Raw genomic sequence first — 23,664 nt, 5'->3', positions numbered from 1 at the left:
GTCGTGGTGGCGGGGTCCGTGGTGGTGCCGGTCATGCGCGTGCCGCCCCGTAGACCTCGTAGGCCCCCGCGACTCCGCCGCCCACCGGCACGGAGGCGCCCGCGCGGCGCAGCACCGCCTCCAGCGCCGCCAGGGTGGTCAGCACCGCGTCCGTCCGGGCGTTGTAGCCCATCGTGCCGATGCGCCAGACCTTCCCGTGCAGCGGCCCGAAGGACGTGCCGATCTCGATGCCGAAGTCGGCGAGCATCTCCCCGCGCACCGCGTCACCGTTCACGCCCTGCGGGATGCGCACCGCGACGACGTTCGTCATCTTGTGCCCGACGTCGCCGAACACCTCGAGATCGAGGCCGCGGACTCCGGCGAGCATCGCCGACCCGTGCAGCGCGTGGCGGGCGACCGTCTCGTCCAGGCCCTCCTCGACGACGATGCGGGCGCACTCGCGCGCGCCGTAGAGCATCGTGGTCGCCTCGGTGTGGTGGTTGAGGCGGCGCGGCCCCCAGTAGTCGAAGATCATGCCGAGGTCGAAGTAGTTGGAGCGGACGCGGCGGGCGCTGACAGTGTCGCCCTCGTCGCGGATCCCCGCCTCGATGCTTTTGCGCGACTCGATCACCGCGACGGCCTTCTCCGAGAAGGTGACGGGAGCCGATCCGGACGGGCCGCCCAGGCACTTCTGGAGCCCCGCGGTGACCGCGTCGAGCCCGAGCTCGTCGGTCGCGAAGGCGTTGCCCGCGACGGAGGCGGTGACGTCGGTGTAGAAGAGGGCGCCGTGCTTCTCGCAGAGGGCGCCGAGCTCCTCCAGCGGCTGCGCCATGGTGGTCGACGTGTCGCCGTGGACCACGGCCAGCATCTTCGGCTTCACCCGGGCCAGGGCCTCGGCGATCGCCGAGACGGGGAAGACCTGCCCCCACTCGGCCTCGATCACGTGCACCTCCGCGCCGCAGCGCTCCGCGATCTCCCGGAGGAGGTGCCCGAACCGCCCGAAGACCGGCACGAGCACGCGGTCGCCCGGCTCCAGCATCGAGACCAGCGCCGCCTCGATGCCCGCACGGCTCGTGCCGTCGACGAGCATCGTCTTCTCGTTGCGGGTGCGGAACACCTGCCGGTACAGCTCCTGCGTCTCCGTCATCGTCGCCGTCATGAACGGGTCGTACTGCCCGACCAGCTGCGCCGACATCGCACGCAGGACGCGCGGATCCGCGTTGATCGGGCCCGGCCCCATCAGCAGGCGAGGCGGCGGATCGACGGGGAGGAACGGTGCGGGCGCGGTCATGGGCCACCTCTTCACGAGCGGGAGAGAAACAGTCGTTTCACCCGCAGAGCCTATGCGACGGACGTTTCGCCGGTGTTTCGCGGTGTGGCGGGGGTCGTCGGGGAGGGTCGCGAGACGCTGGTCGGCAGGAGGGCCGTGATGGAGGGAAGGGCCTCCGGACGGTGATCGAGGACCGGATCGTCGCCCTCACCTAGGCGTCGATCGCGATCATCTTCGGTGTGGTGTTCATCACTCAGAGCGAGCGGATCTCTGCGCGGGCCCGAGATCAGCTGCGGAAGCACGGGCAACGGGCCCGGCCTTCGGGGCAGTCGCCGTTCCTGACGGCCGCGGGCGGAGCTCTCCTCGTCGTCATCGGCGTCCTCGTGGTCCTGCTGACGGCGACGTCGGTCCTGTGCGGATCGTCCTGATCCGGTTGATCGGAGCCGGCTCGACGTCCGCTGGTGCGGCGAGCCTCCTCCACAGGGCCGTCCGGCGAGCGGGTTCTCCCGATCGGACGCAGCTGCGGCCCGCGTGTCGGTGGTCGCTGGTTCAATACGGGTATGACGGATGGGATGCGGCAGGGACTCGAGGAGGTCCGCGCCCTCGGCGACCGCGCGGCGCTGCTCGCCCGCTCGGCGGCTCCGCTCCACCTCGCCTCCGCCGAGGCGCTGCACGAGGCGTACACGGCTGCTCTGCGTCGCCCGGAGGCGTTCGCGCGCGGCGGGTCTCCCGCCGAGTCGCGCGACCTCGTGGAGCGCTCCGTCCGGGCCGAGCTCGCCGTCGCACTCGCCGTGTCCGAGCGTGTGGCCGCGCGCGAGCTCGAGCACGCCCGCCTGCTGGTCGACCACCTGCCCTGCACGCGCGCCGCGCTGGCCGAGGCGCGCGTGCGCTGGGAGGCGGGGCAGATCATCTGCGGAGTCGCGGCCACCCTGCCGCCGGCCTCCCTCCCGGAGTTCGACGAGCGCGCCGCGGGACTGGCCGCCTCGATGACGCCGACCCAGCTGCGGCGACGCCTGACCCGGCTGCGGGACGAGCTCCACGAGAGTCCTCTGGCCGACCGACACGCTCGCGCTCGGGAGGACCGGTCGGTCCGGGTCTCGCCCGAGCAGGACGGCATGGCCACGCTCTGCGCGACCCTCCCCGCTCCGGCCGCTTTCGGTGCGCTCGCGCGGCTCGACCGGATCGCCCGCGCCCTCCGCGACGGGAGCGGTGCAGCGGAGGAGCGCACGCTCGCGCAGCTGCGGGCCGACGCCCTGGTCGACCTGCTCTGCGACGGCGACGTGTCCGGCACGGCGCCGGGCGACGAGCGTCCGCGCACGTCCGCTCGCGGCATCCGGGCCGAGGTACGTCTGACCCTCGCCGCGAGCACCGCGGCCGGGCAGGACGAGACCCCCGCGGAACTGGACGGCTACGGCCTCATCCCGGCCGGCGTCGCGCGCGAGCTCCTCGGAGCCGACTCGGCCGTCACCCCGGTGCTCACCCATCCGAGCACGGGCGCCGTGGTCTCCGTCGGAGGCACGCACCGCCTCCCTCCCCCGCGGATGCGCCTCGCCCTCCAGCTGCGCGACCGGACATGCCGCTTCCCCGGCTGCACCCGGCCCGCGGCGACCGCCGAGGCCGACCACACGCTCGAGTGGCGTCACGGAGGCGCCACCGCCCTCGACAACCTGGCGTCGCTCTGCGTCGCCCACCACCACGTCCGCCACGGCGACCGCTGGACCTACACGCTCCACCCCGACGGATCGGCCGACTGGACCACCCCCACGGGCCGCCGCGTGGTCACCCGTCCACCCGATCCGCCCGCGCCGCCAGCCCCGCCGCAGCGCAGGCCGAGCTTCAGCGATGCGCCGCCCCCGTTCTGACGGCGGAAGGAGCCGCGCTCCTGCGGGCGTGCTCCAGCGGGCGTGCTCCAGCGGGCGTGCTCCAGCAGGCGTGCTCGCGCCGCGCGGGTCCGAGCCGGCGGCCTGTCTCAGCCGATGGCCGAGCCGTGGAAGCCGGTCGTCCGACGCGCCCGCCGACGAACCGGTCCACCGAGCCCGCACTCGCTGCACCCGGGCCCGTTCCACCCTCCGGGCTCGGCGCCCGTGCTCACCGCTGAGATCGCACCCGAGGACAGCGATCACCGCAGCGACTCGGGCGCGACGGCGCAGCTTCCGCCTCGGATCCACGACGAGGGACGGAGCGACGGAGGGACGGAGCGAGAGAGCGAGAGAGAAAGAGAGCGAGAGAGAAAGAGAAAGGGGCGGAGAGCGGGAGAACGGGTCACGGCGTCCGCCCCGATTCACGACGAGGGAGAGGACGAGCTCGGGGCGTGGCCCCCTCAGAGCGTGCCGGCCAGCTCCAGCAGCGCGAGATCCGACCCCCGCGGTCCCACCAGGCAGAGCCCCACCGGAGCGCCGCCGACACTCGACCGCGGCACCGACAGCGCCGGATACCCGCCGATCCCGGCGACACAGGTCAGGCCGAGCGTCGCCGTCCGCGCCGCGTCGATCGCCTCGGCCGACGCATCGAGGGCCGGCGCCACCGACGACGTCGACGGCAGGAGGAGCACCCGCCCCTCGAGCGCACGGTCGAGCGCCTCCCGGAACCCCGCGACCCGCGCCCGTGCGGCCGCCTCCGTCTGCTCGTCGACGAGCGAGGCCGCGTCGAAGCGCGCCTGCACGTCCGCCGCCAGCACTCCCGGATGCGCCGCGACCCACGAGCCGCTCGACCGCCACGCCTCCGCCGCCTGCACGAGCCGGAACGCCTCGAGCATCTCCGCCACGGGGGGCAGCTCGACCTCCTCGGTGCTCATCCTCCCGACGGCCGATCCGAACGCCGCCCGGACGGCCGCGTCCACTCCGCCCAGCAGTGCCGGCGCCACCGCGAGACTCCGCACCGGCGGGCCGGACGGCAGGCAGACCTCGGCCACCCGCCTCAGCGTGCCGAGGTCCCGCGTCAGCCACCCGACGGTGTCGAAGCTCGGCGCCAGCGGCAGCAGCCCCTCGACGGGCACTGCACCGTGGGTCGTCCTCAGCCCCCACAGGCCCTGGTAGGAGGCGGGTACCCGGATCGATCCCGCGGTGTCGGTCGCCAGCCCGACGGCTGCCTGCCCGAGCGACACGGCGGTCGCCGGTCCGCTCGACGATCCGCCCGGGATCGCTCCGGGCACGGCCGGATTGGGCGGCGTCCCGTAGCCGGAGTTCCGGCCGGCGATGCTGTAGGCGAACTCATCGGTCTGAGCGATCCCGCGCACCGACGCTCCCGCTGCGAGCAGCTGCGCGACGGCCGGAGCGGTCGCCGCCTCGATCGGCGCGGAAGCGAGGCGGGCCGGCACTCCCGCGCCGATCCGCTGGCCCTCGATCGCGAAGAGGTCCTTGACCGCGACGTCCAGTCCGTCGAGGGTCCCGGAGCCGGCGGCCGGCACGAGCGGCGCGCCGACGGCCCGCCAGACACGGGGGTCCAGCGCGGGCGAGGGCGCCTGCACCTGCGCGGCGCGCACCCTCCAGGTCCCGCCCTCGCGCGACCACAGCTGCGTGACGAGCCCGCGCCCGCCACGGGCCGGAGCGTTCACGCTGACCACGAGCGCCGTGTCCGCATCGACCGCCCGCACATGCAGCTCGACCAGCTCCCGCACCGGCGCCCCGCCGCGACGACCCCGGAAGCCGGTGATGACCGCGTGGCCGACGAGCAGTCCGGAGGCGTCGCCCCGGAGCGTCGTCGGCGCGTCCACGAACGCGTCGGCGAGCGCCGCGACGTCGTCAGCCCCGAGCGCCGCCTCGTACGCCAGAACCGCGTCCACCAGCCCGTCCGGCAGGTCACCCTCGAGCGTCGTCACCCGCGGGTCAGTCATCGAAGTCGGCCGTCCGGACGCGGGCGTGCACGCCCTTCACCAGGTCGACGACCTGCGAGATGTCGAAGTCGGTCGCCGCGCTGAGGTAGGCGTAGGCGTGAGCCGGGTCCATCCCGTAGCGGGCCGCCAGCAGCGCGATGGCCGCGCGGACGCACTTCTGCACGGCGACGTCCAGGTCCTCGTCCATCCCGGTGGGCACGAGGAACTCGCCGGTCTCCCCCATCGGCCCGAGCAGCTCCCCGAACGCCGCGATCGCCTCGGCACGCGGGACGACCTCCAGGCGCACCCGGACGCGCAGGCTCGCCTCCATCGCCGTCAGCGCCACCTCGCCGTCGCCCTGCGCGAAGTGGGGATCGCCGACGTACGCGAGCGCGCCCGGGACCTGCACGGGAAGGTAGAGGCTGGTTCCGGCGGTCAGCAGTGCGATGTCGATGTTGCCCCCGTGCGCACCGGGCGGCACGGAGTGCGGGCGCTCCTCCCCTGCGACGGCGACGCCCATGATCCCGAGGAACGGCCGGAGCGGGAACCGGGCGGCCCGCTCCCCTCCCGGCACCAGCGGGATCCCGCCGCGGAGACCGCCCTGCGCGTCCTCGTCGACGCGCGCGAAGACGCTGAACGGCCCCTCCTGCAGCGGGTACTCGCCCGGCAGCGCCCCGCGGCCGTGCCGGTTCGAGACGACTCCGTACGGCACGCGCGGCTCGGCCTCGAGGAGGGTCATCCGGAGCAGGTCCCCCGGCAGCGCTCCCCGGACGGCGATCGGCCCCGTGACCACGTGCGGCCCGTCCGTCTCGCCGTCGCGGAACGGCCCGTCCGCGGCGAGCGCGACCGCGTCGCGCAGCACCCCCTCCGGAGCGACACCGTGGCGGCCGAAGAAGGCGACCGGATCGCGGCCCTGATCCTCCAGCACGCCCTCGTGGCTGAGCGTGTCGACGACGACCTCGGCCCCCGAGTCGACGGTGAGCACGGGGGCGTCCGCCGCGCACGGCAGGCGCCCCCACAGCACCGAACCCGGCTCGGCCGGCAGGTAGTCCACCCCCGGCGGCACTCCCTCACCGGGCTGCACCGCCCACTCCGTCCACCGCATGCGCGTCCGCCTCCCGCGCGGCCCGTCCGCGCCGTCCGACCCTAACCGCGCCGTGTTTCGAGCATGTGCACGCGTGTGCCACGATTCTCCAGACCCGCCCCCGACGACAGGACTCCCGTGTTCCGACGCCTGCGCACCCGCTCCGAGGGCGCGACCCTCGGCCTGATGCTCGCCCTCACCTTCTCGACCGGCATCATCGACGCCGTCGGGTACCTCGGGCTCGACCGCGTCTTCGCCGGCAACATGACCGGCAACGTCGTCATCCTCGGCATGGCCCTCTCCGGCGCGGCCGACCTGCCCGTGGTCGGGCCCCTGATCGCGCTGGGCGCCTTCATGATCGGCGCCGTGATCGGCGGCCGGGTGCTCCGCCCGGTGAAGAAGGGCTGGACCTCGCGCTCGACCTGGCTCTTCGCGGTGGTCGGCATCCTGCTCGGCGTCCTGGCGATCGTGCTCGCGGTCGTGCCCGAGCACCCCGAGCCGCTCGCCTTCACCGTCACCGGCGCGCTGGGCGGGGCGATGGGCCTCCAGGCCGCGACCGCCCGCCACCTCGCCGTCAAGGACGTCACGACGGTCGTCGTCACCTCGACGATCACGGGCCTCGCTGCGGACTCCCGCCTGGCGGGAGGCTCCGGTCAGCCGTGGTTCCGCCGCGCGGCCGCGATCGTCCTGATCGCCGCGGGTGCCGGAGTCGGCGCGCTCGCCCTGCTGGTCGGACTCTGGCTCGGCCTGGCGATCGCCGCCGTCATCACGCTCGTCGCGACGCTGCTGGGCGAGCTCGTCGTCCACTCCCGGTACGCTCCGGCGCCCGCCGACGCCGCCGCCTGAGGCGGCGCCTTCCGGTGCCTCAGCGCGGCAGCTGCTGGCAGTGCGGGCAGAGGTGCGAGGAGCGGTTCATGAACGGCACCCGCACGATCGCCTCGCCGCACCGGGCGCACGGCTTCCCCGTCTGCCCGTAGGCGTGCAGGCTGTGCGAGAAGTAGCCGGAGGCGCCGTTCACGTTCACGTACTGCGCATCGAAGCTGGTGCCGCCCTCGGCCAGCGCCCGCTCGAGCACCGAGCGGACCTCGGCGAAGAGGCGGCGGATGCGCGCCTCGCCGAGCGACGAGCTCGGCCGCTCCGGGTGCAGCTCCGCCGCCCACAGCGACTCGTCCGCGTAGATGTTCCCGATGCCGCTCACGAGCGTCTGGTCGAGCAGCGCCCGCTTGATCCCGCTGCTCCTCCTCGCCAGCGACGCGACGACCGAGCCCAGGTCGAAGGAGGGGTCGAGCGGATCGCGGGCGATGTGCGCGACCTGCGAGGGCACGGCGCGCAGCCAGCCGCCTCCGCGGGCCTCCACGCCCGCGTAGCCGCCCGGCGCTCCGTCCGGGGTCGGCACCAGAGCGTCGACCGCCATCGAGCCGAAGATCCGCTGGTCGACGAAGTGCAGGGCGAGCTCGCCGTGCTCGGGGTGCTCGATCCCGATCCGGATGCGCGCCAGCCGCGGCAGCGCCGCATCCGCCGTGCGCAGCAGCACCTGGCCGCTCATGCCGAGGTGCACCAGCAGCGCCTCGTCGCGGCCGGCGGGCAGCCAGAGGAACTTGCCTCGCCGCACCGCCGCTTCCAGCGTGCGCCCGACGAGCAGGCGCTCGAAGGTCCCGTGCGGATGCACGTGCCGCTTCAGCGAGCGCTCGTCGACGATCTCGACGCCGGTCACCAGGGAGCCGGTGACCGCGGGAGCGAGGCCCGCCCGCACCACCTCGACCTCGGGCAGCTCGGGCACGGTCAGTCCGAGACCGCGGGAGCGGCGGGTGCGCCGGGGGCCGCCAGACGCGTCCACGCGTCGAGCGCGGCGGCCATCTCGGCCGCCTTCTTGCTCGTCCCCTCGCCGCGGGCGGTGACGAGTCCGCCGACGATCACGGTGGCGACGAACACCTTGTTGTGGTCGGGGCCGGTGGCGGCGATCTCGTAGCGCGGGGCCGGCGCACCGCGCTCGGCGGCCGCCTCCTGGAGGCTCGTCTTCGGGTCCATCGAGACGCCGAAGCGGAGCGGATCGGCCCGCAGAGGGGCGATCAGGCGCAACACCAGGTCGCGGGCCGCGTCGGGGCCGGTGCCCAGGTAGACGGCGCCGATGATGGCCTCGACGGTGTCGGCGAGGATCGACGCCTTGTCGCGGCCGCCGGTCAGCTCCTCGCCGCGTCCGAGGCGGAGGAACTCGCCCAGGCCGATGCCGCGGGCGATCTCGGCGAGCGCGACGGTCGAGACCAGGCTCGCCCGGCGCTTGGCCAGGTCGCCCTCGCTGAGGGCGGGGTACTCGGTGTAGAGCATGACGGTCACGGCCTGCCCGAGGATCGAGTCGCCGAGGAACTCGAGGCGCTCGTTGTGCGGGATGCCGCCGTGCTCGAAAGCGAACGACCGGTGCGTCAGGGCGAGCTCGAAGAGCTCACCGTCGAGGCTCACGCCGAGCGTGGCCTCCAGACGCGACCGGTCGTCGCTGGAGGGTCGTGCGGAGGTCTGGTTCACCATGGACCGCGGTCCGTTCGTCGAGGGGCGGTGCGCCCCGCGCCGTGCGGACCAGGAGCGGGATCAGACGTCGGCGACCTTGCGGCCCTTGTACTCGAGGAACAGCGCGGTGCCCGCGGAGTCCTCGACGACCTTGGCGCGGTGGGGAAGGCTGTAGACGACCTTGCCGTTCTCGATGGTCTTGACGAGGGTGGGGACCTCGGCCTTCCACTGCGAACGACGGGCGTGGGTGTTCGCGCGGGACTTCTTCCTCTTGGGAACAGCCATGATTCTCTCTTCTCTACCTCTAGTCGGATTCGGTGCGGGCGGTCGCGCCCTCACCGCTGTCTGCGGAAGCTCTGTCGGTGGAAGCTCCGGGCGCTGCGGCCCCGCCGTCCCCCTCGCTCAACCCTGCGAGCGCGGCCCACCGGGAGTCGCGCGGCGCCTCGGGTTCGGGCGTGGAGGAATCGGCCAGCCGCTCCCCCGTGACGGGGTCGAGGCCCGGACAGTCCGGCCGGCAGACCGGCTGGAACGGCAGCGACAGAACCACCGCATCCCTGACCAGAGGTTCAAGATCCACGTGGTCGTCGTGAACCTCATAGTCGAAAGCTTCGTCAGAAGAGTACGCGAAAAGTTCCTGGAACTCGACATCGACAGGCAGGGAGATGTCGGTCAGGCACCGGCTGCACTCGCCGTCGGCCCTCGCCGACACCTCGACACTGGCCAGGATCCCCTCGTGCACGGACTCGAGCCGGACGTCGAGATCGACGGCCGATCCCTTGCGGACCGCGACGATCCCCTCGCCGAACTGCTCCGGCGCCTCGAGCTCGAGGCGGTGCTCGCGCATCTCGCCCGGTCGCCTCACGAGGTCGCGCACGTTCACGGTGAACGGCGTCTTCTTGAAAGTAGTCACGACGGTCCAGCCTACCCCTCCCGGCCCCCTCCGGGGCCGGAGGGGCCGGGAGAAGCCGGGAGGGGCGGAGTCCGGGCTCAGGCGCCGCCGGCCTCCAGCGTCACGTCGATCGGCGCGTAGTCGGCACCGCTCGTGTCCACTCCCTCGTCGGCGAGCTCCGCGAGCGCCTTCTCGACGTACTCGTTCGAATAGGCGGTGGCGGGCGGGTCCGCGCTGATGATCGTCGCCCCCGTCTCGTTCTCCGTCTCCTTCGCGATGTCGACCGTCTGCTGCCACGCGGCCTCGTCGATCATCCCGACGCCGCTCGTCGAGGGCCAGATCAGCTTGTTGACCTCGTTGGTCATCCAGAGCTGGTGGCTGGTGCCGAGCGTGGATCCGGCCGCGGTGACGATGTCGGCCGCCGCCTGCGGGTCGTCCTTCGCGAAGATCCAGCCCTTGATCGAGGCCTTGATGAAGGCGACCGTCTGCTCGGCGTACGCGTCGTCGTCGGCGAGCCTGCCCGCGTCCGCCCAGATCGCGTCCTGGAGCATCGCGGTGCCCACGTCGTTCCAGCTGATGACGTTCAGATCGTCCGGCTGGTACAGCTCGCCTGTGGCGGGATTCACGGTCTCCAGGACCTGGGCGTACTCGTTGTAGGTCATCGCCTGGGCCGCGTCGATGTCGCCCGCGAGGAAGCCGTTCATGTCGAACTGCTGCTGCACCAGCGAGATGTCGTCGAGGGAGACGCCGTCCTTCTGCATGCCGGCGAACAGCTCCCACTCGTTGCCGTAGCCCCAGCTGCCCACGCTCTTCCCGGCCAGGTCGGCCGGCGAGGTGATCCCCTTGTCCTTGAAGGAGATCTGCGTGGTGGCGCTGCGCTCGAAGATCTGCGCGACGTCGGTGATCCCGGCCCCCTGCTCGATCGAGCCGAGGACCTTGGGCACCCAGGAGATCGCGTAGTCCGCGTCGCCCGAGGCGAGCACGTCCTGGGGGACGATGTCGCCGCCTCCCTCGGCGATCGTCACGTCGAGGCCCTCGTCCTCGTAGTAGCCCTGGTCGAGCGCGGCGTAGTACCCGGCGAACTGCGCCTGGGCCACCCACTGCAGCTGCAGGGTGACCGGCGTGAGGCCGCCGGAGCCGGAATCCGACCCCGGGTCGGAGCCGCCGGAGGCGCTGCAGCCGGTGAGCGCGAGGCCCACGGCCGCGAAGGCGGCGGTCGTCGTCAGGGTGATGCGGGTGCGTCTGGTCACGGGTCCTCCTGGTGCGGTCTGCGGGGTCGCCGGTGCGGCGCGCCCCGTGGTGCGGCGGTGCAGGTGGTGCTGTGGTGCAGGTGGTGCTGTGGTGCAGGTGGCGCTGTGGTGCAGGTGGCGCTGATGATGCGGGCGGTGCGGATGGTGCGTCGGGTGGAGTCGGGAATCGGGAATCGGGAGGATCGAGGAGGGTGAGGGGACGCGCGGCGCCGCGCTCAGCGCAGCCGGCTGCGGCGCAGCGCGAACGCCTCGAGCGCGGCCGTCACGCAGTAGAACGCGAGGCCGACGAGCACAGCGCCCAGGACGTAGGCGTAGGCGAGCGCGTAGTCGCTGCCCGAGGCCGCCGTCGTGATCGACTTGCCGAGCCCGCCCACGGGTCCGCCGAAGTACTCGGCGACCAGCGCCGAGATCACCGCGAGCGAGGAGGCGATGCGGAGCCCCGTGAAGACGTAGGGCACTGCTCCCGGCAGCGTGATCGTGCGGGCGGTCTGCCAGGGGGTCGCCGCGTAGGCCTTCAGCAGGTCGCGGTGCACCGGAGCGGCCTGCCGCAGCCCGCGCAGCGTCGTCACGTACACCGGCACGAACACGGCGAGCGCCGCGACGAGCTGCCTCGCGGTCTCGGCGTTCGCTCCGAACATCGTGTAGAGCACCGGAGCGAGGGCGACGATCGGCACGACGGCGGCCGCGGCCACGATCGGCGCGACCAGTCCGTCGAAGACCCGCGCGAGCGCCGAGAGCCCGGCGACCACGACCGCCAGCACCGCGCCGACCAGCAGGCCGACCAGCGCGTTGCGGCCGGTCACCGCGCTGCCCTCGGCGACGGAGCCGAGGTTCGCGGCGAACTCCCGTCCGATCGCCAGCGGCGACGGGAGCACGAACGGCTGGATCGCCAGAGCGGTGACCCCGGCCTGCCAGAGCAGGACCGCGGCGATCCCGAGCACGAGCGGCGCGAGCACGCTGCGCGCCAGCGCCGTCGTGCTCACCGGTTCTCCACTCCGCGCGGCACGGCGGCGGGATCCCCGTGCAGCAGCTCGCGCACGGCGCTCACGTCGCGGAAGAACGCCGTGTCCTCCCTGACCGCCGCGTCGCGCTCGGATGCTCCGGGGAGTCCGACCGGGAGGACGTCGCGGATCCTGCCCGGCCGCGGCGACATCACCACGACGCGGTCCGAGAGGAACACCGCCTCCGGGATCGAATGGGTGACGAAGACGACGGCGGCGCCGGTCTCGCGCCGGATCCGCAGCAGCTCCGTCTGCATCCGCTCGCGGGTCATCTCGTCGAGCGCCCCGAACGGCTCGTCCATGAGGAGCAGGCGCGGGCTCTCGGCGAGCGCCCGCGCGATGGCGACGCGCTGCTGCATCCCACCGGAGAGCTGGTCAGGGTAGGAGTCGGCGAAGTCGCCGAGCCCGACCAGCGCCAGCAGCTCGTCGACGCGCGAGCGCCGGGCGGTCGCGGCGACGCCGTGCAGCTCCAGCGGCAGGGCGATGTTCGCCCGGATCGTGCGCCACGGCAGGAGGCCCGCCTGCTGGAACGCGATCCCGTAGTCCTGGTCGAGCCTCGCCTGCCGGGCCGTCTTGCCGAACACGGCGATCGAGCCGGAGTCCGGCTCGTCGAGGTCGGCGATCAGCCGCAGCAGCGTCGACTTGCCGCAGCCGGACGGGCCGATCAGCGAGACGAACTCCCCCGCGGCCACCTCGAGCGAGACGTCCTGGAGCGCCGTGACGCTCGCGGCGCGAGCGGTGGTGAAGGTCCTCGTGACGGAGTCGACGACGACCGCGGATCCTGCAGGGCTCATGCGGGCTGCTCCCCTCGGCAGTACGGACGGAGGAGGGTGCCGAGCAGAGCGACGGCGCCGGCGGCCGCGAGGCCCACCAGCACCGCCCCGAGGATCGGCGCCCAGGGCTTGGCGGGGTCGCCTCCGGCAGCGGAGGCGAACTCGATGATCATGCGGCCGATCCCGCCGCGCAGGCCGATCGAGACCTCGGCGACGATCGTGCCGACGACGGCGCTGACCGCTCCGAGCCGGAGGGCCGGCAGCAGGTAGGGCACGCTCGCCGGCAGCCTCAGGCGCACCAGCGTCTTCCACCAGCCGACGCCGTAGACGTGCATCAGCTCGACCTGGTGGGCCGTCGGCGAGCCGAGCCCGCGGAGCGCCCCGATCGAGACGGGGAAGAACGCGAGGTAGGAGGCGATCAGGGCCACCGACATCCAGTTCTCCCAGGTCACCGGTCCGAGCTCGAGCTGCGACCCCCAGCGCCGCACCAGTGGGGCGATCGCGATCAGGGGCACCGTCTGGCTCAGCACGATCCAGGGCAGCACCGCCGACTCCGCCGTGCGGAACCGCTGCATCAGGAGAGCCAGGAGCAGCCCCACGACCGTGCCGACGACCCAGCCGACCGCGGCGATCCCGAGCGAGAAGGCGCTCGCCCCCAGGACGGCCGACCAGAGCGCCGGGGCGTTCCGCGCTCCGGTGACCGGCTCGCCGAGCCGGGCCGCGATCTCCCAGAGGTGGGGCATCGCGATGGCGCTCGTGCGCGGGAGCACCGTGACTCCTCCGACGACCACCCCGGCCTCGGGCCCGAGCGCCTTCCAGCCCTCCCACACGAGCGCGAGCAGGAGGAGCCCGCCGGCGCCGAGCACGAGCCCGCGCGCGAGGGCCGGTCTCATGCGCGGGCCACGATGTGCTCGCGCAGCTCCGGGATGACCCGCTCGCCGTACACGCGCAGCGTCTCCTCCTTGTTGTCGTGCTGGAGGTATCCCGCGAACTGCGTCACGCCGATGTCGGCGAGCGCCCGGAGCTTCTCGATGTGCTCGTCCGCCGTGCCCAGCACGCAGAAGCGCTCCACGATCTCGTCCGGCACGAAGGCGGTGTGGCTGTTGCCCGCGCGGCCGTGCTCGTTGTAGTCGTAGCCCTCGCGCCCGGCGATGTAGTCCGTCAGCGCCTGCGGCACCGCTCCGGAGGAGCCGTAGCGGCCCACGATGTCGGCCACGTGGTTGCCGACCATCCCGCCGAACCAGCGGCACTGGTCGCGCATGTGCTCCCGGTCGGTGCCGATGTACATCGGCGCCGCGACGCAGAACTGCAGCGACTCGGGATCCCGGCCGGCGTTCGCCGCCGCCTCCTTGACGGCGCCGATCATCCAGCGCGCGATGTCCACGTCGGCCAGCTGCAGGATGAAGCCGTCGCCGACCTCGCCCGCGAGCTTCAGGGCGAGCGGGCCGTAGGCGGCCACCCACATCTCCAGGGACGAGCCCCGGCTCCACGGGAACTGCAGCGTCTGGCCGTTGTACTCGACCGGACGGCTGTTGGCGAGCTCGCGGATGACGTGGATCGACTCCCGCAGCGTCTTGAGCGTCGTCGGAGCTCCTCCGGTCACCCTCACCGCCGAGTCGCCGCGTCCGATCCCGCACACCGTGCGGTTCCCGTACATCTCGTTGAGCGTCGCGTGCAGCGAGGCGATGACCGTCCAGTCGCGCGTGGCGGGGTTGGTGACCATCGGGCCGACCGTGATCCGGTGCGTCCTCTCGAGGATCTGCGAGTAGATCACGTAGGGCTCCTGCCAGAGAAGGTGCGAGTCGAAGGTCCACGCGTAGTCGAAGCCGTGCGTCTCCGCGAGGACGGCGAGCGCGACGGTGCGCGAGGCGGGCGGGTTGGTCTGGAGGACGACTCCGAAGTCCATGGGGTTCCTTCTGCTCGATCAGGTGCTGGCTCGGATCGGGTGCCGGCTCAGATCAGGTACTGGCTCAGACCGCGCGGGATGTACGCCCCGTCGCCCTTCGTGCCGACGTAGGAGCCGTCGTCGACGACGACCCTGCCGCGGGAGATCACCGTGTCGACGTGGCCGTCGATCTCGAAGCCCTCCCAGGCCGAGTAGTCCATGTTCATGTGGTGGCTTCGGCCCTCGCCGATCCCGATCGAGGTGTGCCCGCTCGGGTCGTAGACGACGACGTCGCCGTCGGCCCCGGGCTGGATGACGCCCTTCCTCCCGTACATCCCGAACATCCGCGCCGGGGTGGTCGAGGTGAGCTCGACCCAGCGCGGCAGGGAGATCTGCCCCGACACCACGCCCTGGTACATCAGGTCGATCCGGTGCTCCACCGAGCCGATGCCGTTGGGGATCTTCGAGAAGTCGCCGATCCCCATGTCCTTCTGGCCCTTCATGCAGAAGGGGCAGTGGTCGGTCGAGACCATCTGGATGTCGTTGGTGCGCAGCGACTGCCACATGTGGTGCTGATGCCCCTCCGCCTTCGAGCGCAGCGGCGTGGAGCACACCCACTTCGCACCCTCGAAGCCCGGAGCGCCGAGCTGCTCCTCGAGCGAGAGGTAGAGGTACTGCGGGCAGGTCTCCCCGAAGACGTTCATGCCGCGGTCGCGGGCCTGGGCGATCTGCTCCACCGCCTGCTTCGCGGAGACGTGCACCACGTACAGCGGCGCGCCGGTGAGGTCGGCGATCATGATCGCCCGGTGCGTCGCCTCCTCCTCCGCCTGCCAGGGGCGAGAGGTGCCGTGGAAGTACGGCGCGGTGTTCCCGGCGGCGAGGGTCTGCTTCACCAGTTCGTCGATGAGGGCGCCGTTCTCGGCGTGCATCATCATCATCGCGCCGTTCTCCGCGCCCTTCTGGAACGCCCGGAGGATCTGCCCGTCGTCCGAGAGGAACACGCCCTTGTAGGCCATGAACAGCTTGAAGCTGGTCACCCCCTCGCGCATCAGCTCGTCCATCGCGACGAGCGAGGAGTCCTGCACGTCCGAGAGGATCTGGTGGAAGCCGTAGTCGATCGCGCAGTTGCCGGCCGCCTTCTCCTGCCACGCCTGGAACCGGTCGACGACGCTCTCGCCCGGGTACTGCACCACGAAGTCGACGATCGACGTCGTGCCGCCCCAGGCCGCGGCGCGCGTGCCGGTCTCGAAGGTGTCCGAGGCGGAGGTGCCGCCGAACGGCATCTCCATGTGCGTGTGCGCGTCGATCCCGCCCGGGATCACGTACTTGCCGCTCGCGTCGATCACCCGGTCGACGTGGGCCGCCAGATCGAAGCCCAGCAGCGTGGAGCCGGGGGCGAGGACGGCGGCGATGGTCTCGCCGTCGATCAGGACGTCTGCGGCTCCGGTGCCGGTCGCGTTGACGACCGTCCCGCCGGTGATGAGGGTCTTCATCGGTCTTCCCCGTCTCGGTCTGCGGTCACGGCTTCGGAATGCTGGTGTACGACTCCGGCCGGCGGTCCCGGTAGAACTGCCAGTCGTCGCGCATCTCCTGCACCATGTCCATCTCGAGGTCGCGGATCAGGATCTCCTCGGCCTCGCCCGAGCCCCGCTCGCCGACGAACTCCCCCCGCGGATCGATGATCTGGCTGGTGCCGTAGAAGTCGACCGCGAGGTCGCCGTACTCGTTGTCCTCCCGGCCGACGCGGTTGGGCTGCAGCACGAAGTAGCCGTTCGCCACCGCGGCCGCCGGGCCCTCGACCTCCCAGAGGCGGTTCGACAGGCCGGGCTTGGTGGCGTTGGGGTTGAAGACGAGGTGGGCGCCGTTCAGGCCCAGCTCCCGCCAGCCCTCCGGGAAGTGGCGGTCGTAGCAGATGTGGACGCCGACCTTGCCGACCGCGGTGTCGAAGACCGGGAAGCCGAGGTTCCCGGGCCGGAAGTAGAACTTCTCCCAGAAGCGGTCCAGGTGCGGGATGTGGTGCTTGCGGTACTTGCCGAGGATCGTCCCGTCGGCGTCGACCACGACCGCGGTGTTGTAGTAGACGCCGGTCTGCTCCTCCTCGTAGATCGGGAGGATCATCACCACGCCCAGCTCCTTCGCGAGGGCCGCGAAGCGCTGCACGATCGGCCCGTCGGCGGGCTCGGCGTAGCGGTAGTACTTCTTGTCCTGGGTGATGCCGAAGTACGGGCCGTAGAACAGCTCCTGGAAGCAGACGATCTGCGCGCCGTCGGCTGCGGCGTCCCGGGCCATCCGCTCGTGCTTGTCGAGCATCGACTCCTTGTCGCCGGTCCAGGTCGTCTGGGTGATCGCTGCGCGGACGATGGTCATCGGTACCTCCATGCTCGGGCGTCCCTGTCCGGCTCCGGTGTGCTCCGCCGGGCGGTGCGGAGCCGGGGACGTGGACCCACTGTGGTCCCCGCCGGGCCCGAAGGCAATGACGGACCGTCCGGCTCCGGGGACAGGGCTTCATCGTCGGGGTTCGACGTTTCCCCGGTGTTTCCGGCGCGGATCCGCAGCATTAAGGCTCGCCGGGGGAGGAATCCGTCGGTGCCGCTAGCGTGGGCGGATGCGCATCACGATCCTGGCCGGAGGCGTCGGCGGCGCCCGCTTCACCTCGGCGGTCCGCGAGCACCTCCGCGATCTCGAGGCCGCCGGCGGCGAGGCGAGCGAGATCACCGTCGTCGTCAACACCGGCGACGACATGTGGCTCACCGGCCTCAAGGTCTGCCCCGACCTCGACTCGATCACCTACGCGCTCGGCGGAGTGAACGACACGGAGCGCGGCTGGGGGCGGGCCGGCGAGAGCGAGCGGGTCTCGGCCGAGCTCACCGCCTTCGGTGTCGGCTGGCCGTGGTTCACCCTGGGCGACCTCGACCTCGGCACCCACATCGCCCGCAGCTCGATGCTGCGCGACGGCCTCACCCTCTCGGAGGCGACCGCCCGGATCACCGCCCGCTGGCCGCTGGGGGTCCGCCTGCTGCCGATGTCGGACCAGGACGTCGAGACCCACGTCGAGGTCGAGTTCCCCGGCGAGGGCGTGCGGCTCCTCCACTTCGAGGAGTGGTGGGTGCGGCTGCGCGCGTCCGCGCCCGCCCGCCGGTTCGTCCAGCAGGGGGTGGAGAGCGCCCGCCCCGCCCCGGGCGTGCTGGAGGCGATCGCCGACACCGACGCGGTGCTCGTCGCCCCCTCCAATCCCGTCGTCTCGATCGGCACGATCCTCGGCGTCCCCGGGATCGCGGACGCCCTCCGCCGGACCTCCGCACCCGTCGTGGGCGTCTCCCCCGTCATCGGAGGCGCGGTGGTGCGCGGCATGGCCGACGCCTGCCTCGCCGCGATCGGCGTCGAGACCTCCGCCGAGGCCGTCGGCCGGCACTACGGAGCCCGGAGCGGGGGCGGCCTCCTCGACGCCTGGCTCGTCGGCGAGGAGGACGCGGACGCGGTCCCGGCGCTCGAGTCGGCGGGGCTCCGCGCCCGCTCCGTGCCGCTCTGGCTGACCGGCCGGGACGCCTCCGTGCGGCTCGCCGCCGACGCTCTCGCCGCCGCGCGGGGCTGAGCGGAGCCTCCTCCCGGGGCCGCGCACCGCGTGTCGCAGCGCGGATGCGGTCACGCCTCCCACGGGGCGCCCCGTTCCCTTGTACGGTCGGAGGCGGACGAACTCCCCGATTCACCCCCGCATCGGATCCGGAGCCCCTCGGTCGCGCGCCCGACCGCGTCCTCACCACGTCTCCGAGCCCTGCGGAACCGCGTGCCGTCCCGTCAGGAGGACACCATGGAGCCCAGCTCGAGGATCAGCACCGAGCGGATCGAGCCCGACATCGTGGTGATCCGCCCCGTCGGCCGGCTCGACCTGTCCACGGCGTGGGAGCTCGAAGCGGTCCTCCAGCGCGCGCTCGAGGCGGGAGAGGTCCGCGTGGTCGTCGACCTGGCGGCCGTCGAGTTCCTCGACTCGTCCGGGCTCGGCGTCCTCGTCGCCGGACTCAAGGAGGCGCGGAAGGCGGGCGGCGAGCTGCGCGTGGCCGCCGCCGGCGAGCAGCCCGCCATGGTGCTCGGCCTGTCCAACCTCGACCGCCTGCTCGGGAGCGCCGAGACCGTCGAGGAGGCCTACCGTGCCTGAGCGCTCCTTCGTCGTGCGCACGCCGCCCGAGGACGGCGTCACCGCCGTCCACGAGGCGCTCGAGGAGCTGTGGCTCGAGGAGCCGGGCGTCGCGCCGGTCGACCGGATGTCGTTCGAGACCGCGCTGGTCGAGCTGACCTCGAACATCGTCCAGCACGCCCGGTCGTACCGGCACATCATCTGCCTGGTCGAGATCCGCGTCGACGCGACCGAGCTGCGCGCCTCGCTCAACGACTCCGCCGAGGAGGCGCCCGCCGAGGTCGCCGACCCCCGCGACATGCCGGACGAGTGGGACGAGGCAGGCCGCGGGATCCCGTTCATCCACGCCCTCGTCACCGAGTTCTCCTACCGCCGTGTCGACGGGCAGAACCTCTGGGAACTCGCCCGGACCCGCACGTGAGCGAGCCGACCGAGCGCGCCCGCCTCGCCGCGATCGCCGAGCTCGGGATCGGCCTGAGCACCCCCCAGGAGCGCTTCGACAGGATCACCCGCATCGCCCGCCGGCTCCTGCGCGTCCCCCTCGCCGAGATCAACATCCTCGAGGAGTCGACGCAGTTCACGAAGTCGCCCCAGCGCTCGGCTCGGGCGAGCAGGATGCTGCGCGCCGACTCGATGTGCGACGTCACGGTCCAGCAGGGCGACATCCTCGTCGTCGAGGACGCCACCGCCGATCCGCGGTTCGCCGACCGCGGAGTCGTCACCGGATCCCCTCACGTGCGCTTCTACGCGGGCCGCCCGCTCGTCGTGGGGGACGGCCTCCGCGTCGGCACGATCTGCATCATCGACAGCGAGGTGCGCGGCTTCTCGGAGGAGGAGCGCGAGATCCTCGAGGACCTCGGCCGGTGGGCCGAGCGGGAGCTGCGCGAGATCGCCTTCTCCGGACGCGCGAGCGAGACGCAGGAGCGGCTCCGGCCCCAGCGCCTCGACCTCGGCGAGTGGAGCCTCGACTCGCTGACCACGCCGCTGCACGACGTCGCCGGCGACTACACGGCGTGGCGTCGCAGCGGGGACGACCTCTCCCTCGAGCTGGTCGACGTGATGGGCAAGGGGGTGTCGGCGGCGATCGTCGCCTCCGCGATCCGCTCCGCGTTCCAGGCGCGGCCGGAGCTCCCTCCCGCGGCAGCCGTCGAGGCCGTCAACCGCCAGCTCCTGCCCGATCTGACAGCGACCGGGATGTTCGCGACCGCGCTGATCGCCCGGGTCGACCTCGCGAGCGGCGCCGTCGCGTTCGTGGACAGCGGCCACGGCCTCACCCTCCTGCTGCGCGCCGACGGCACCACGGAGCGGCTCGCCTCCACCGGCGTCCCGCTCGGCATCGCCGCCGACGTCTCCTGGGAGGAGGAGCAGCGCGTGCTCGCCCCCGGCGACGCGCTCTTCTCCTGCAGCGACGGCCTGCTCGACGTCTTCGGCGGGCGCCTCGACGCGCTCGACCGTCTCGCCGAGCTGGTGCGGAGCAACGACGACCCCGCTCTCTTCGAGCGTCTGCATGCTCTCGCAGACGACGCGCACGACGATGTGACAGCGTTGGTGCTGCGGCGCTCCGCAGCGCCCGCCCCCTCCTGATCCTGATCGAAAGGACCTCCCCCATGCCTGGTGCACTCGTCCTCGCCGGCGGCGGCCTCGCCGGAATCGCCTGGGAGCTCGGCGTCCTCCGCGGCCTCGCAGACGCCTCCCCCGAGGCGGCCCGCCTCCTGCTCGATCCGTCGACGACCTTCATCGGCACCTCCGCGGGCTCCGCGGTCGCCGCGCAGCTGAGCACCGGCACCGGCCTCGACGAGTCGTACGAGGCCCAGCTCCAGGAGGAGTCCCCCGAGATCGGAGCGGACGTCGACGGTGAGCGCCTCCAGGCCCTCTTCGCCGCGGCCGTCGAGGGCGCGACCTCGCCCCAGGACGCGCGGCGCCGCATCGGCACCCTCGCGCTCGAGGCCGAGACGCTCCCCGAGGACACGCGCCGGGCCGTCATCTCGGCCCGCGTGGGCGACGCCGACTGGCCCGAGCAGCGTCTGCTCATCACCGCGGTCGACACGGCCACCGGTGAGCTGCGCGTGTTCGACCGCGAGAGCGGTGTCGGCCTCGTCGACGCGATCTCCGCCAGCTGCGCCGTCCCCGGGGTCTGGCCTCCCGTCAGCATCGACGGCGTCCGCTACATGGACGGCGGCGTGCGCTCCGGCAGCAACGCCGACCTCGCCGCGGGAGCCGACTGGGTCCTGATCGTCACTCCGCTGCCCGGAGTCGGCACGCCCGGCGCGGGCCTGATCCCGACCGGCGAGCTCGACGCCCTCGCGGACTCGCGGGTCGAGGTGGTCTACGCCGACGAGGAGTCGGTGCGCGCCTTCGGCCCGAACTCGCTCGACCCGGCCGTCCGCGCCGCCTCCGCCCGCGCCGGACGTGCTCAGGGCGCCCGTCTCGCCTCGCGGATCGCCGCGCTGGTCGGCGCCGAGTAGCCGGTCTCAGCGCCGCACGCTGTAGCGCGTGAAGACCGTGCCGTCGGCGAAGCGGTGCTCCTCGCGCAGGTCGAGGCGCGCGTGGAACCCGCACGGGAGGAAGTGGGTCCCGCCGCCCACCGCCACCGGCACCGTGTAGACCTGCACCTCGTCGACGATCCCGGCGAGCAGCGCGTGCCGGGCGAGGGTCGGCCCGCCGATCGAGACGTCGTGGTCGGCGGCGCTGACCTGCGCGGCGACGACGACCGGGTCGAACCCGCCCTCGACGCGGGTGCGGCGGGTCTCGGCCGACTCCAGTGTCGTCGAGTACACGACCTTGTCGGCCGCCCGCCACATCTCCTGGAAGTCGCGGATGAACGCGAACTCCTCCGCGAGGGCCCAGGTCTGCTCCCACGCGCGCATGACCTCGTACATGCGCCGCCCGTACAGGTACGTGCGCACCCGCCCCTCGCGCTCCGTGATGAAGCGGTGCACGGCGGGTCGCGGCTCCGCCCAGGCGAATCCGCCGTCCGCGTCGTTCACGTAGCCGTCGAGCGACGCGATCGAGCTGTAGATGAGCGCGCCCACGTCGGCCTCTCTCCGTAGCCGGCTTCGGGACCGCCCACGGGCGCGACCGTAGGCCTCCCGCCTCCGTCCGGCAATGTCCGCCGGGTCCTCTGGCGCGGATCGACGGACCGATGCCGCTCCCGACGACGCTCCCGGCGGTCGGCGCCCCCTCCCGGACCGCGTACCGTGGTCGTGCCGCAGGGAGCGGCCGTGAAGGGTTCGGGATGAAGATCAGCCAGCTGCGCCACTTCGTGGCGGTCGCCGAGGAGCTGCACTTCGTGCGCGCTGCCGAGCGCCTCGGCATCTCGCGGCAGAAGCTCGACTCCTCCGTCGCCGCCGTCGAGCTCGACCTCGGCAAGCCGCTCTTCGAGCCCGGTGCCGCCGCCACGACCCTCACCGCGGCCGGGCGGCAGCGCCTCGCCTCGGCCCGCGAGGAGCTCGCCGCGCTCGGCGACGAGCCGGAGGCGGCCCCGAAGACGGGAGGCAAGGCCAAGGCCTCCAAGGGAACCGGGCGCGCCCCGATCGTCAAGGGCCAGCCGAAGCCCTACAAGCGCCGCCAGTCCCGCTGACGCGCAGTGTCCGATCGTCGGAGGTGGTGGGCCCTACCGGGCTCGAACCGATGACATCCACGGTGTAAACGTGGCGCTCTACCAACTGAGCTAAAGGCCCCCGTCGCGGGAGCACCCGCGGACGATCGACTCGATCCTACGGCAGGCGGAGCGGCCCCCTGCGGGCACTAGCCTCGGCACATGACCGCCGACAGCGACTCCCGGGCGAGGCGGCGCGCCGAGAGCCGCTGGCCCGCCTCCGCCGCGATCCTGGTGGCCGTCGCCCTGAACGTGGCCGGCCACAGCGCCGACACCTCGGTGGTCCGCCTCGTCGCCGCCGGCATCACGCTCGCGCTGCTCGTGCCGCTGTTCGTCGTCAACCCGCACCGGCTCGACAGCGAGACGCGCTGGTCGCGCGGGGTCTCCATCGCCCTGGCGGTCGCGATCGCCGTGGCGAACCAGGTGAACGTGGTCGCCGTGGTGATCGACCTCGTCGACGGGACGGCCGACGGCCCGCCGCTGCTGCTCACCGCGCTCCAGGTCTGGGTCACCAACGTCGTCGCGTACGCGCTGCTGTTCTGGGAGCTCGACCGCGGCGGTCCGGTCGCCCGCGGAACGCTTCCCCGCACCGAGCTGCCGGCGGCCGACTTCGCCTTCCCGCAGGACACCTACCGCGACACCGCGCCCGAGGTCGCCGCGACCTCCTCCGAGCGCGCCGACTGGCGGCCCGGCTTCGTGGACTACCTCTCGGTGTCGACGACGAACACCATGGCGTTCAGCCCGACCGACACGATGCCGCTGTCGAGCCGGATGAAGCTCCTGATGATCGCCGAGGCGTTCACCGGATTCGTCCTGCTGGCCCTCGTGATCTCGCGGGCCGTCAACATCCTCAGCTGACGACCGGGGCGGTCCGCCTCCGGAGGGTCAGACGTGCGCGGGGGCGAGCGCGTCGATGGCGGCGCGGTAGGCGTCGATCGAGCGAGGCTCGCCCGGGGCGGTCATGAACGTGTCCCGGATGACGCCGGCCTTGTCGATGAGGAAGGTCGCGCGGGTCGCGTAGCCCTTCGCCTCGGTGAACACGCCGTACTGCTTGGCGACGTCGCCGTGCGGCCAGAAGTCGGAGAGGAGCGTGAAGTCGTAGCCCTGCTTCTCGCCCCAGGCGCGCAGCGTGTGCTTGGAGTCGACCGAGATGCCGATCAGCTCCACGTCGGCGTGCTCGAAGAGGGAGAGGTTCTCGCGTAGCGCGCAGAACTCGCCCGTGCAGGTGCCGGAGAAGGCGAGGGGGAAGAACACCAGGGCGACGTTGCGCCGCCCGTGGAAGTCGCCCAGCTGGATGCGCTCGCCGTACTGGTTCGCGAGTTCGAAGTCGGGAGCCAGGGTCAGCTTCTCGAGAGCCATCGGTCCGATGTCCTTCCGTGCGCACGAGAGTCGCGCGAGCACGAGGGGCAATGCTAGACCCGCTCCGCGCAGACTCCAAGGAACGGCCCGTCTCCCCCGATCACGGGCCGGTCGACGCGTCCCGTCTGGCG

Annotated in this window: 25 protein-coding genes and 1 tRNA gene; 9 read left to right on the top strand and 17 right to left on the bottom strand. The window is 72.7% G+C overall.

What is annotated here, in order from left to right; translation table 11 throughout:
- Positions 1-31: 31 nt before the first annotated feature.
- Positions 32-1,270: an alanine--glyoxylate aminotransferase family protein gene (locus tag C5C30_RS08860; protein WP_258065856.1), complete on the bottom strand. Its 1,239-nt coding sequence runs from the start codon at positions 1,268-1,270 to the stop codon at positions 32-34.
- Positions 1,271-1,821: 551 nt separating this feature from the next.
- Between C5C30_RS08860 and C5C30_RS08850 the strand changes: the two genes are divergently transcribed.
- A complete protein-coding gene (locus C5C30_RS08850; protein WP_181131518.1) occupies positions 1,822-3,111 on the top strand; it encodes an HNH endonuclease signature motif containing protein in 1,290 nt (429 codons plus the stop codon).
- 458 nt (positions 3,112-3,569) lie between these two features.
- Here the strand turns inward: C5C30_RS08850 and C5C30_RS08845 are convergent, their stop codons facing one another.
- Together C5C30_RS08845 and C5C30_RS08840 are read right to left on the bottom strand one after the other, a co-directional pair.
- Positions 3,570-5,081 (bottom strand): AtzH-like domain-containing protein, encoded by a 1,512-nt coding sequence (locus tag C5C30_RS08845; RefSeq protein ID WP_104333555.1) that lies wholly within the window; start codon positions 5,079-5,081, stop codon positions 3,570-3,572.
- Entirely contained in the window at positions 5,074-6,165 is a 1,092-nt protein-coding gene (locus C5C30_RS08840; RefSeq protein ID WP_104333554.1) for an acetamidase/formamidase family protein, read from the bottom strand. The genes C5C30_RS08845 and C5C30_RS08840 overlap by 8 nt, the downstream gene beginning before the upstream one ends.
- A gap of 117 nt (positions 6,166-6,282) precedes the next feature.
- Between C5C30_RS08840 and C5C30_RS08835 the strand changes: the two genes are divergently transcribed.
- Positions 6,283-6,990 (top strand): YoaK family protein, encoded by a 708-nt coding sequence (locus C5C30_RS08835; RefSeq protein WP_308471021.1) that lies wholly within the window; start codon positions 6,283-6,285, stop codon positions 6,988-6,990.
- A gap of 19 nt (positions 6,991-7,009) precedes the next feature.
- On the opposite strand, the gene mutM is transcribed toward C5C30_RS08835, so the two are convergent.
- The 11 genes from mutM to C5C30_RS08780 form a co-directional block, all read right to left on the bottom strand.
- Positions 7,010-7,924, bottom strand: a complete 915-nt coding sequence (gene mutM, locus C5C30_RS08830; protein ID WP_104260999.1) for a bifunctional DNA-formamidopyrimidine glycosylase/DNA-(apurinic or apyrimidinic site) lyase — start codon at positions 7,922-7,924, stop codon at positions 7,010-7,012.
- A 2-nt stretch (positions 7,925-7,926) separates the two neighbouring features.
- Positions 7,927-8,667, bottom strand: a complete 741-nt coding sequence (gene rnc, locus C5C30_RS08825) for a ribonuclease III (protein WP_104250952.1) — start codon at positions 8,665-8,667, stop codon at positions 7,927-7,929.
- A gap of 60 nt (positions 8,668-8,727) precedes the next feature.
- Positions 8,728-8,931 carry a 50S ribosomal protein L32 gene (rpmF, locus tag C5C30_RS08820; protein WP_104223482.1) on the bottom strand — a complete coding sequence of 68 codons (204 nt, stop codon included), beginning with the start codon at positions 8,929-8,931 and terminating at the stop codon, positions 8,728-8,730.
- A gap of 19 nt (positions 8,932-8,950) precedes the next feature.
- A complete protein-coding gene (locus tag C5C30_RS08815; protein WP_104226701.1) occupies positions 8,951-9,490 on the bottom strand; it encodes a DUF177 domain-containing protein in 540 nt (179 codons plus the stop codon).
- Positions 9,491-9,633: 143 nt separating this feature from the next.
- On the bottom strand, positions 9,634-10,785 hold the full coding sequence (locus C5C30_RS08810) for an ABC transporter substrate-binding protein (RefSeq protein WP_258062721.1): 1,152 nt from the start codon (positions 10,783-10,785) through the stop codon (positions 9,634-9,636).
- 215 nt (positions 10,786-11,000) lie between these two features.
- Entirely contained in the window at positions 11,001-11,768 is a 768-nt protein-coding gene (locus C5C30_RS08805) for an ABC transporter permease (RefSeq protein WP_104234206.1), read from the bottom strand.
- Positions 11,765-12,580 carry an ABC transporter ATP-binding protein gene (locus C5C30_RS08800; protein WP_104226661.1) on the bottom strand — a complete coding sequence of 272 codons (816 nt, stop codon included), beginning with the start codon at positions 12,578-12,580 and terminating at the stop codon, positions 11,765-11,767. Before C5C30_RS08800 ends, C5C30_RS08805 begins: the two co-directional genes overlap by 4 nt.
- Entirely contained in the window at positions 12,577-13,452 is an 876-nt protein-coding gene (locus tag C5C30_RS08795) for an ABC transporter permease (protein WP_104333553.1), read from the bottom strand. The genes C5C30_RS08800 and C5C30_RS08795 overlap by 4 nt, the downstream gene beginning before the upstream one ends.
- On the bottom strand, positions 13,449-14,465 hold the full coding sequence (locus C5C30_RS08790) for a TIGR03842 family LLM class F420-dependent oxidoreductase (protein ID WP_104333552.1): 1,017 nt from the start codon (positions 14,463-14,465) through the stop codon (positions 13,449-13,451). Before C5C30_RS08790 ends, C5C30_RS08795 begins: the two co-directional genes overlap by 4 nt.
- 47 nt (positions 14,466-14,512) lie before the next feature.
- Positions 14,513-15,937 (bottom strand): dihydropyrimidinase, encoded by a 1,425-nt coding sequence (gene hydA, locus C5C30_RS08785; RefSeq protein WP_104226664.1) that lies wholly within the window; start codon positions 15,935-15,937, stop codon positions 14,513-14,515.
- A 25-nt stretch (positions 15,938-15,962) separates the two neighbouring features.
- Positions 15,963-16,811, bottom strand: coding sequence for a nitrilase-related carbon-nitrogen hydrolase (locus C5C30_RS08780; RefSeq protein WP_104223476.1), 849 nt, complete (start codon positions 16,809-16,811; stop codon positions 15,963-15,965).
- Between the two features lie 238 nt (positions 16,812-17,049).
- Here C5C30_RS08780 and cofD point away from each other — a divergent pair, with 238 nt between their 5' ends.
- The 5 genes from cofD (at position 17,050) to C5C30_RS08755 (ending at position 21,041) form a co-directional block, all read left to right on the top strand.
- The gene (gene cofD, locus C5C30_RS08775) at positions 17,050-18,036 is read left to right on the top strand and encodes a 2-phospho-L-lactate transferase (protein ID WP_104333551.1); all 987 of its coding nucleotides are present in this window, start codon (positions 17,050-17,052) and stop codon (positions 18,034-18,036) included.
- Positions 18,037-18,252: 216 nt separating this feature from the next.
- Positions 18,253-18,597: an STAS domain-containing protein gene (locus C5C30_RS08770; protein WP_104223474.1), complete on the top strand. Its 345-nt coding sequence runs from the start codon at positions 18,253-18,255 to the stop codon at positions 18,595-18,597.
- Positions 18,590-18,997: an ATP-binding protein gene (locus C5C30_RS08765; protein WP_104247525.1), complete on the top strand. Its 408-nt coding sequence runs from the start codon at positions 18,590-18,592 to the stop codon at positions 18,995-18,997. The genes C5C30_RS08770 and C5C30_RS08765 overlap by 8 nt, the downstream gene beginning before the upstream one ends.
- Positions 18,994-20,160 (top strand): PP2C family protein-serine/threonine phosphatase, encoded by a 1,167-nt coding sequence (locus tag C5C30_RS08760; protein ID WP_181127411.1) that lies wholly within the window; start codon positions 18,994-18,996, stop codon positions 20,158-20,160. Before C5C30_RS08765 ends, C5C30_RS08760 begins: the two co-directional genes overlap by 4 nt.
- Positions 20,161-20,183: 23 nt before the next feature.
- Positions 20,184-21,041, top strand: a complete 858-nt coding sequence (locus tag C5C30_RS08755) for a patatin-like phospholipase family protein (RefSeq protein WP_104333550.1) — start codon at positions 20,184-20,186, stop codon at positions 21,039-21,041.
- 6 nt (positions 21,042-21,047) lie between these two features.
- Here the strand turns inward: C5C30_RS08755 and C5C30_RS08750 are convergent, their stop codons facing one another.
- Entirely contained in the window at positions 21,048-21,608 is a 561-nt protein-coding gene (locus C5C30_RS08750) for a dihydrofolate reductase family protein (RefSeq protein WP_104226668.1), read from the bottom strand.
- 203 nt (positions 21,609-21,811) lie between these two features.
- Between C5C30_RS08750 and C5C30_RS08745 the strand changes: the two genes are divergently transcribed.
- Complete coding sequence (locus tag C5C30_RS08745; protein ID WP_104333549.1) at positions 21,812-22,156, top strand: LysR family transcriptional regulator; 345 nt, start codon at positions 21,812-21,814, stop codon at positions 22,154-22,156.
- 24 nt (positions 22,157-22,180) lie between these two features.
- Here the strand turns inward: C5C30_RS08745 and C5C30_RS08740 are convergent.
- Positions 22,181-22,256 (bottom strand) — tRNA-Val (locus C5C30_RS08740).
- Positions 22,257-22,336: 80 nt separating this feature from the next.
- Between C5C30_RS08740 and C5C30_RS08735 the strand changes: the two genes are divergently transcribed.
- Positions 22,337-23,032, top strand: a complete 696-nt coding sequence (locus C5C30_RS08735; protein ID WP_104333548.1) for a hypothetical protein — start codon at positions 22,337-22,339, stop codon at positions 23,030-23,032.
- A 27-nt stretch (positions 23,033-23,059) separates the two neighbouring features.
- On the opposite strand, the gene C5C30_RS08730 is transcribed toward C5C30_RS08735, so the two are convergent.
- Positions 23,060-23,533, bottom strand: a complete 474-nt coding sequence (locus tag C5C30_RS08730; protein WP_104238203.1) for a peroxiredoxin — start codon at positions 23,531-23,533, stop codon at positions 23,060-23,062.
- Positions 23,534-23,664: the final 131 nt, after the last annotated feature.

This window comes from Rathayibacter sp. AY2B5, from assembly GCF_002931645.1.
Classification (GTDB): Bacteria; Actinomycetota; Actinomycetes; order Actinomycetales; family Microbacteriaceae; genus Rathayibacter.
Note: the sequence above shows the minus strand (reverse complement) of the source record. Positions and strands in the feature narration are given on the sequence as shown.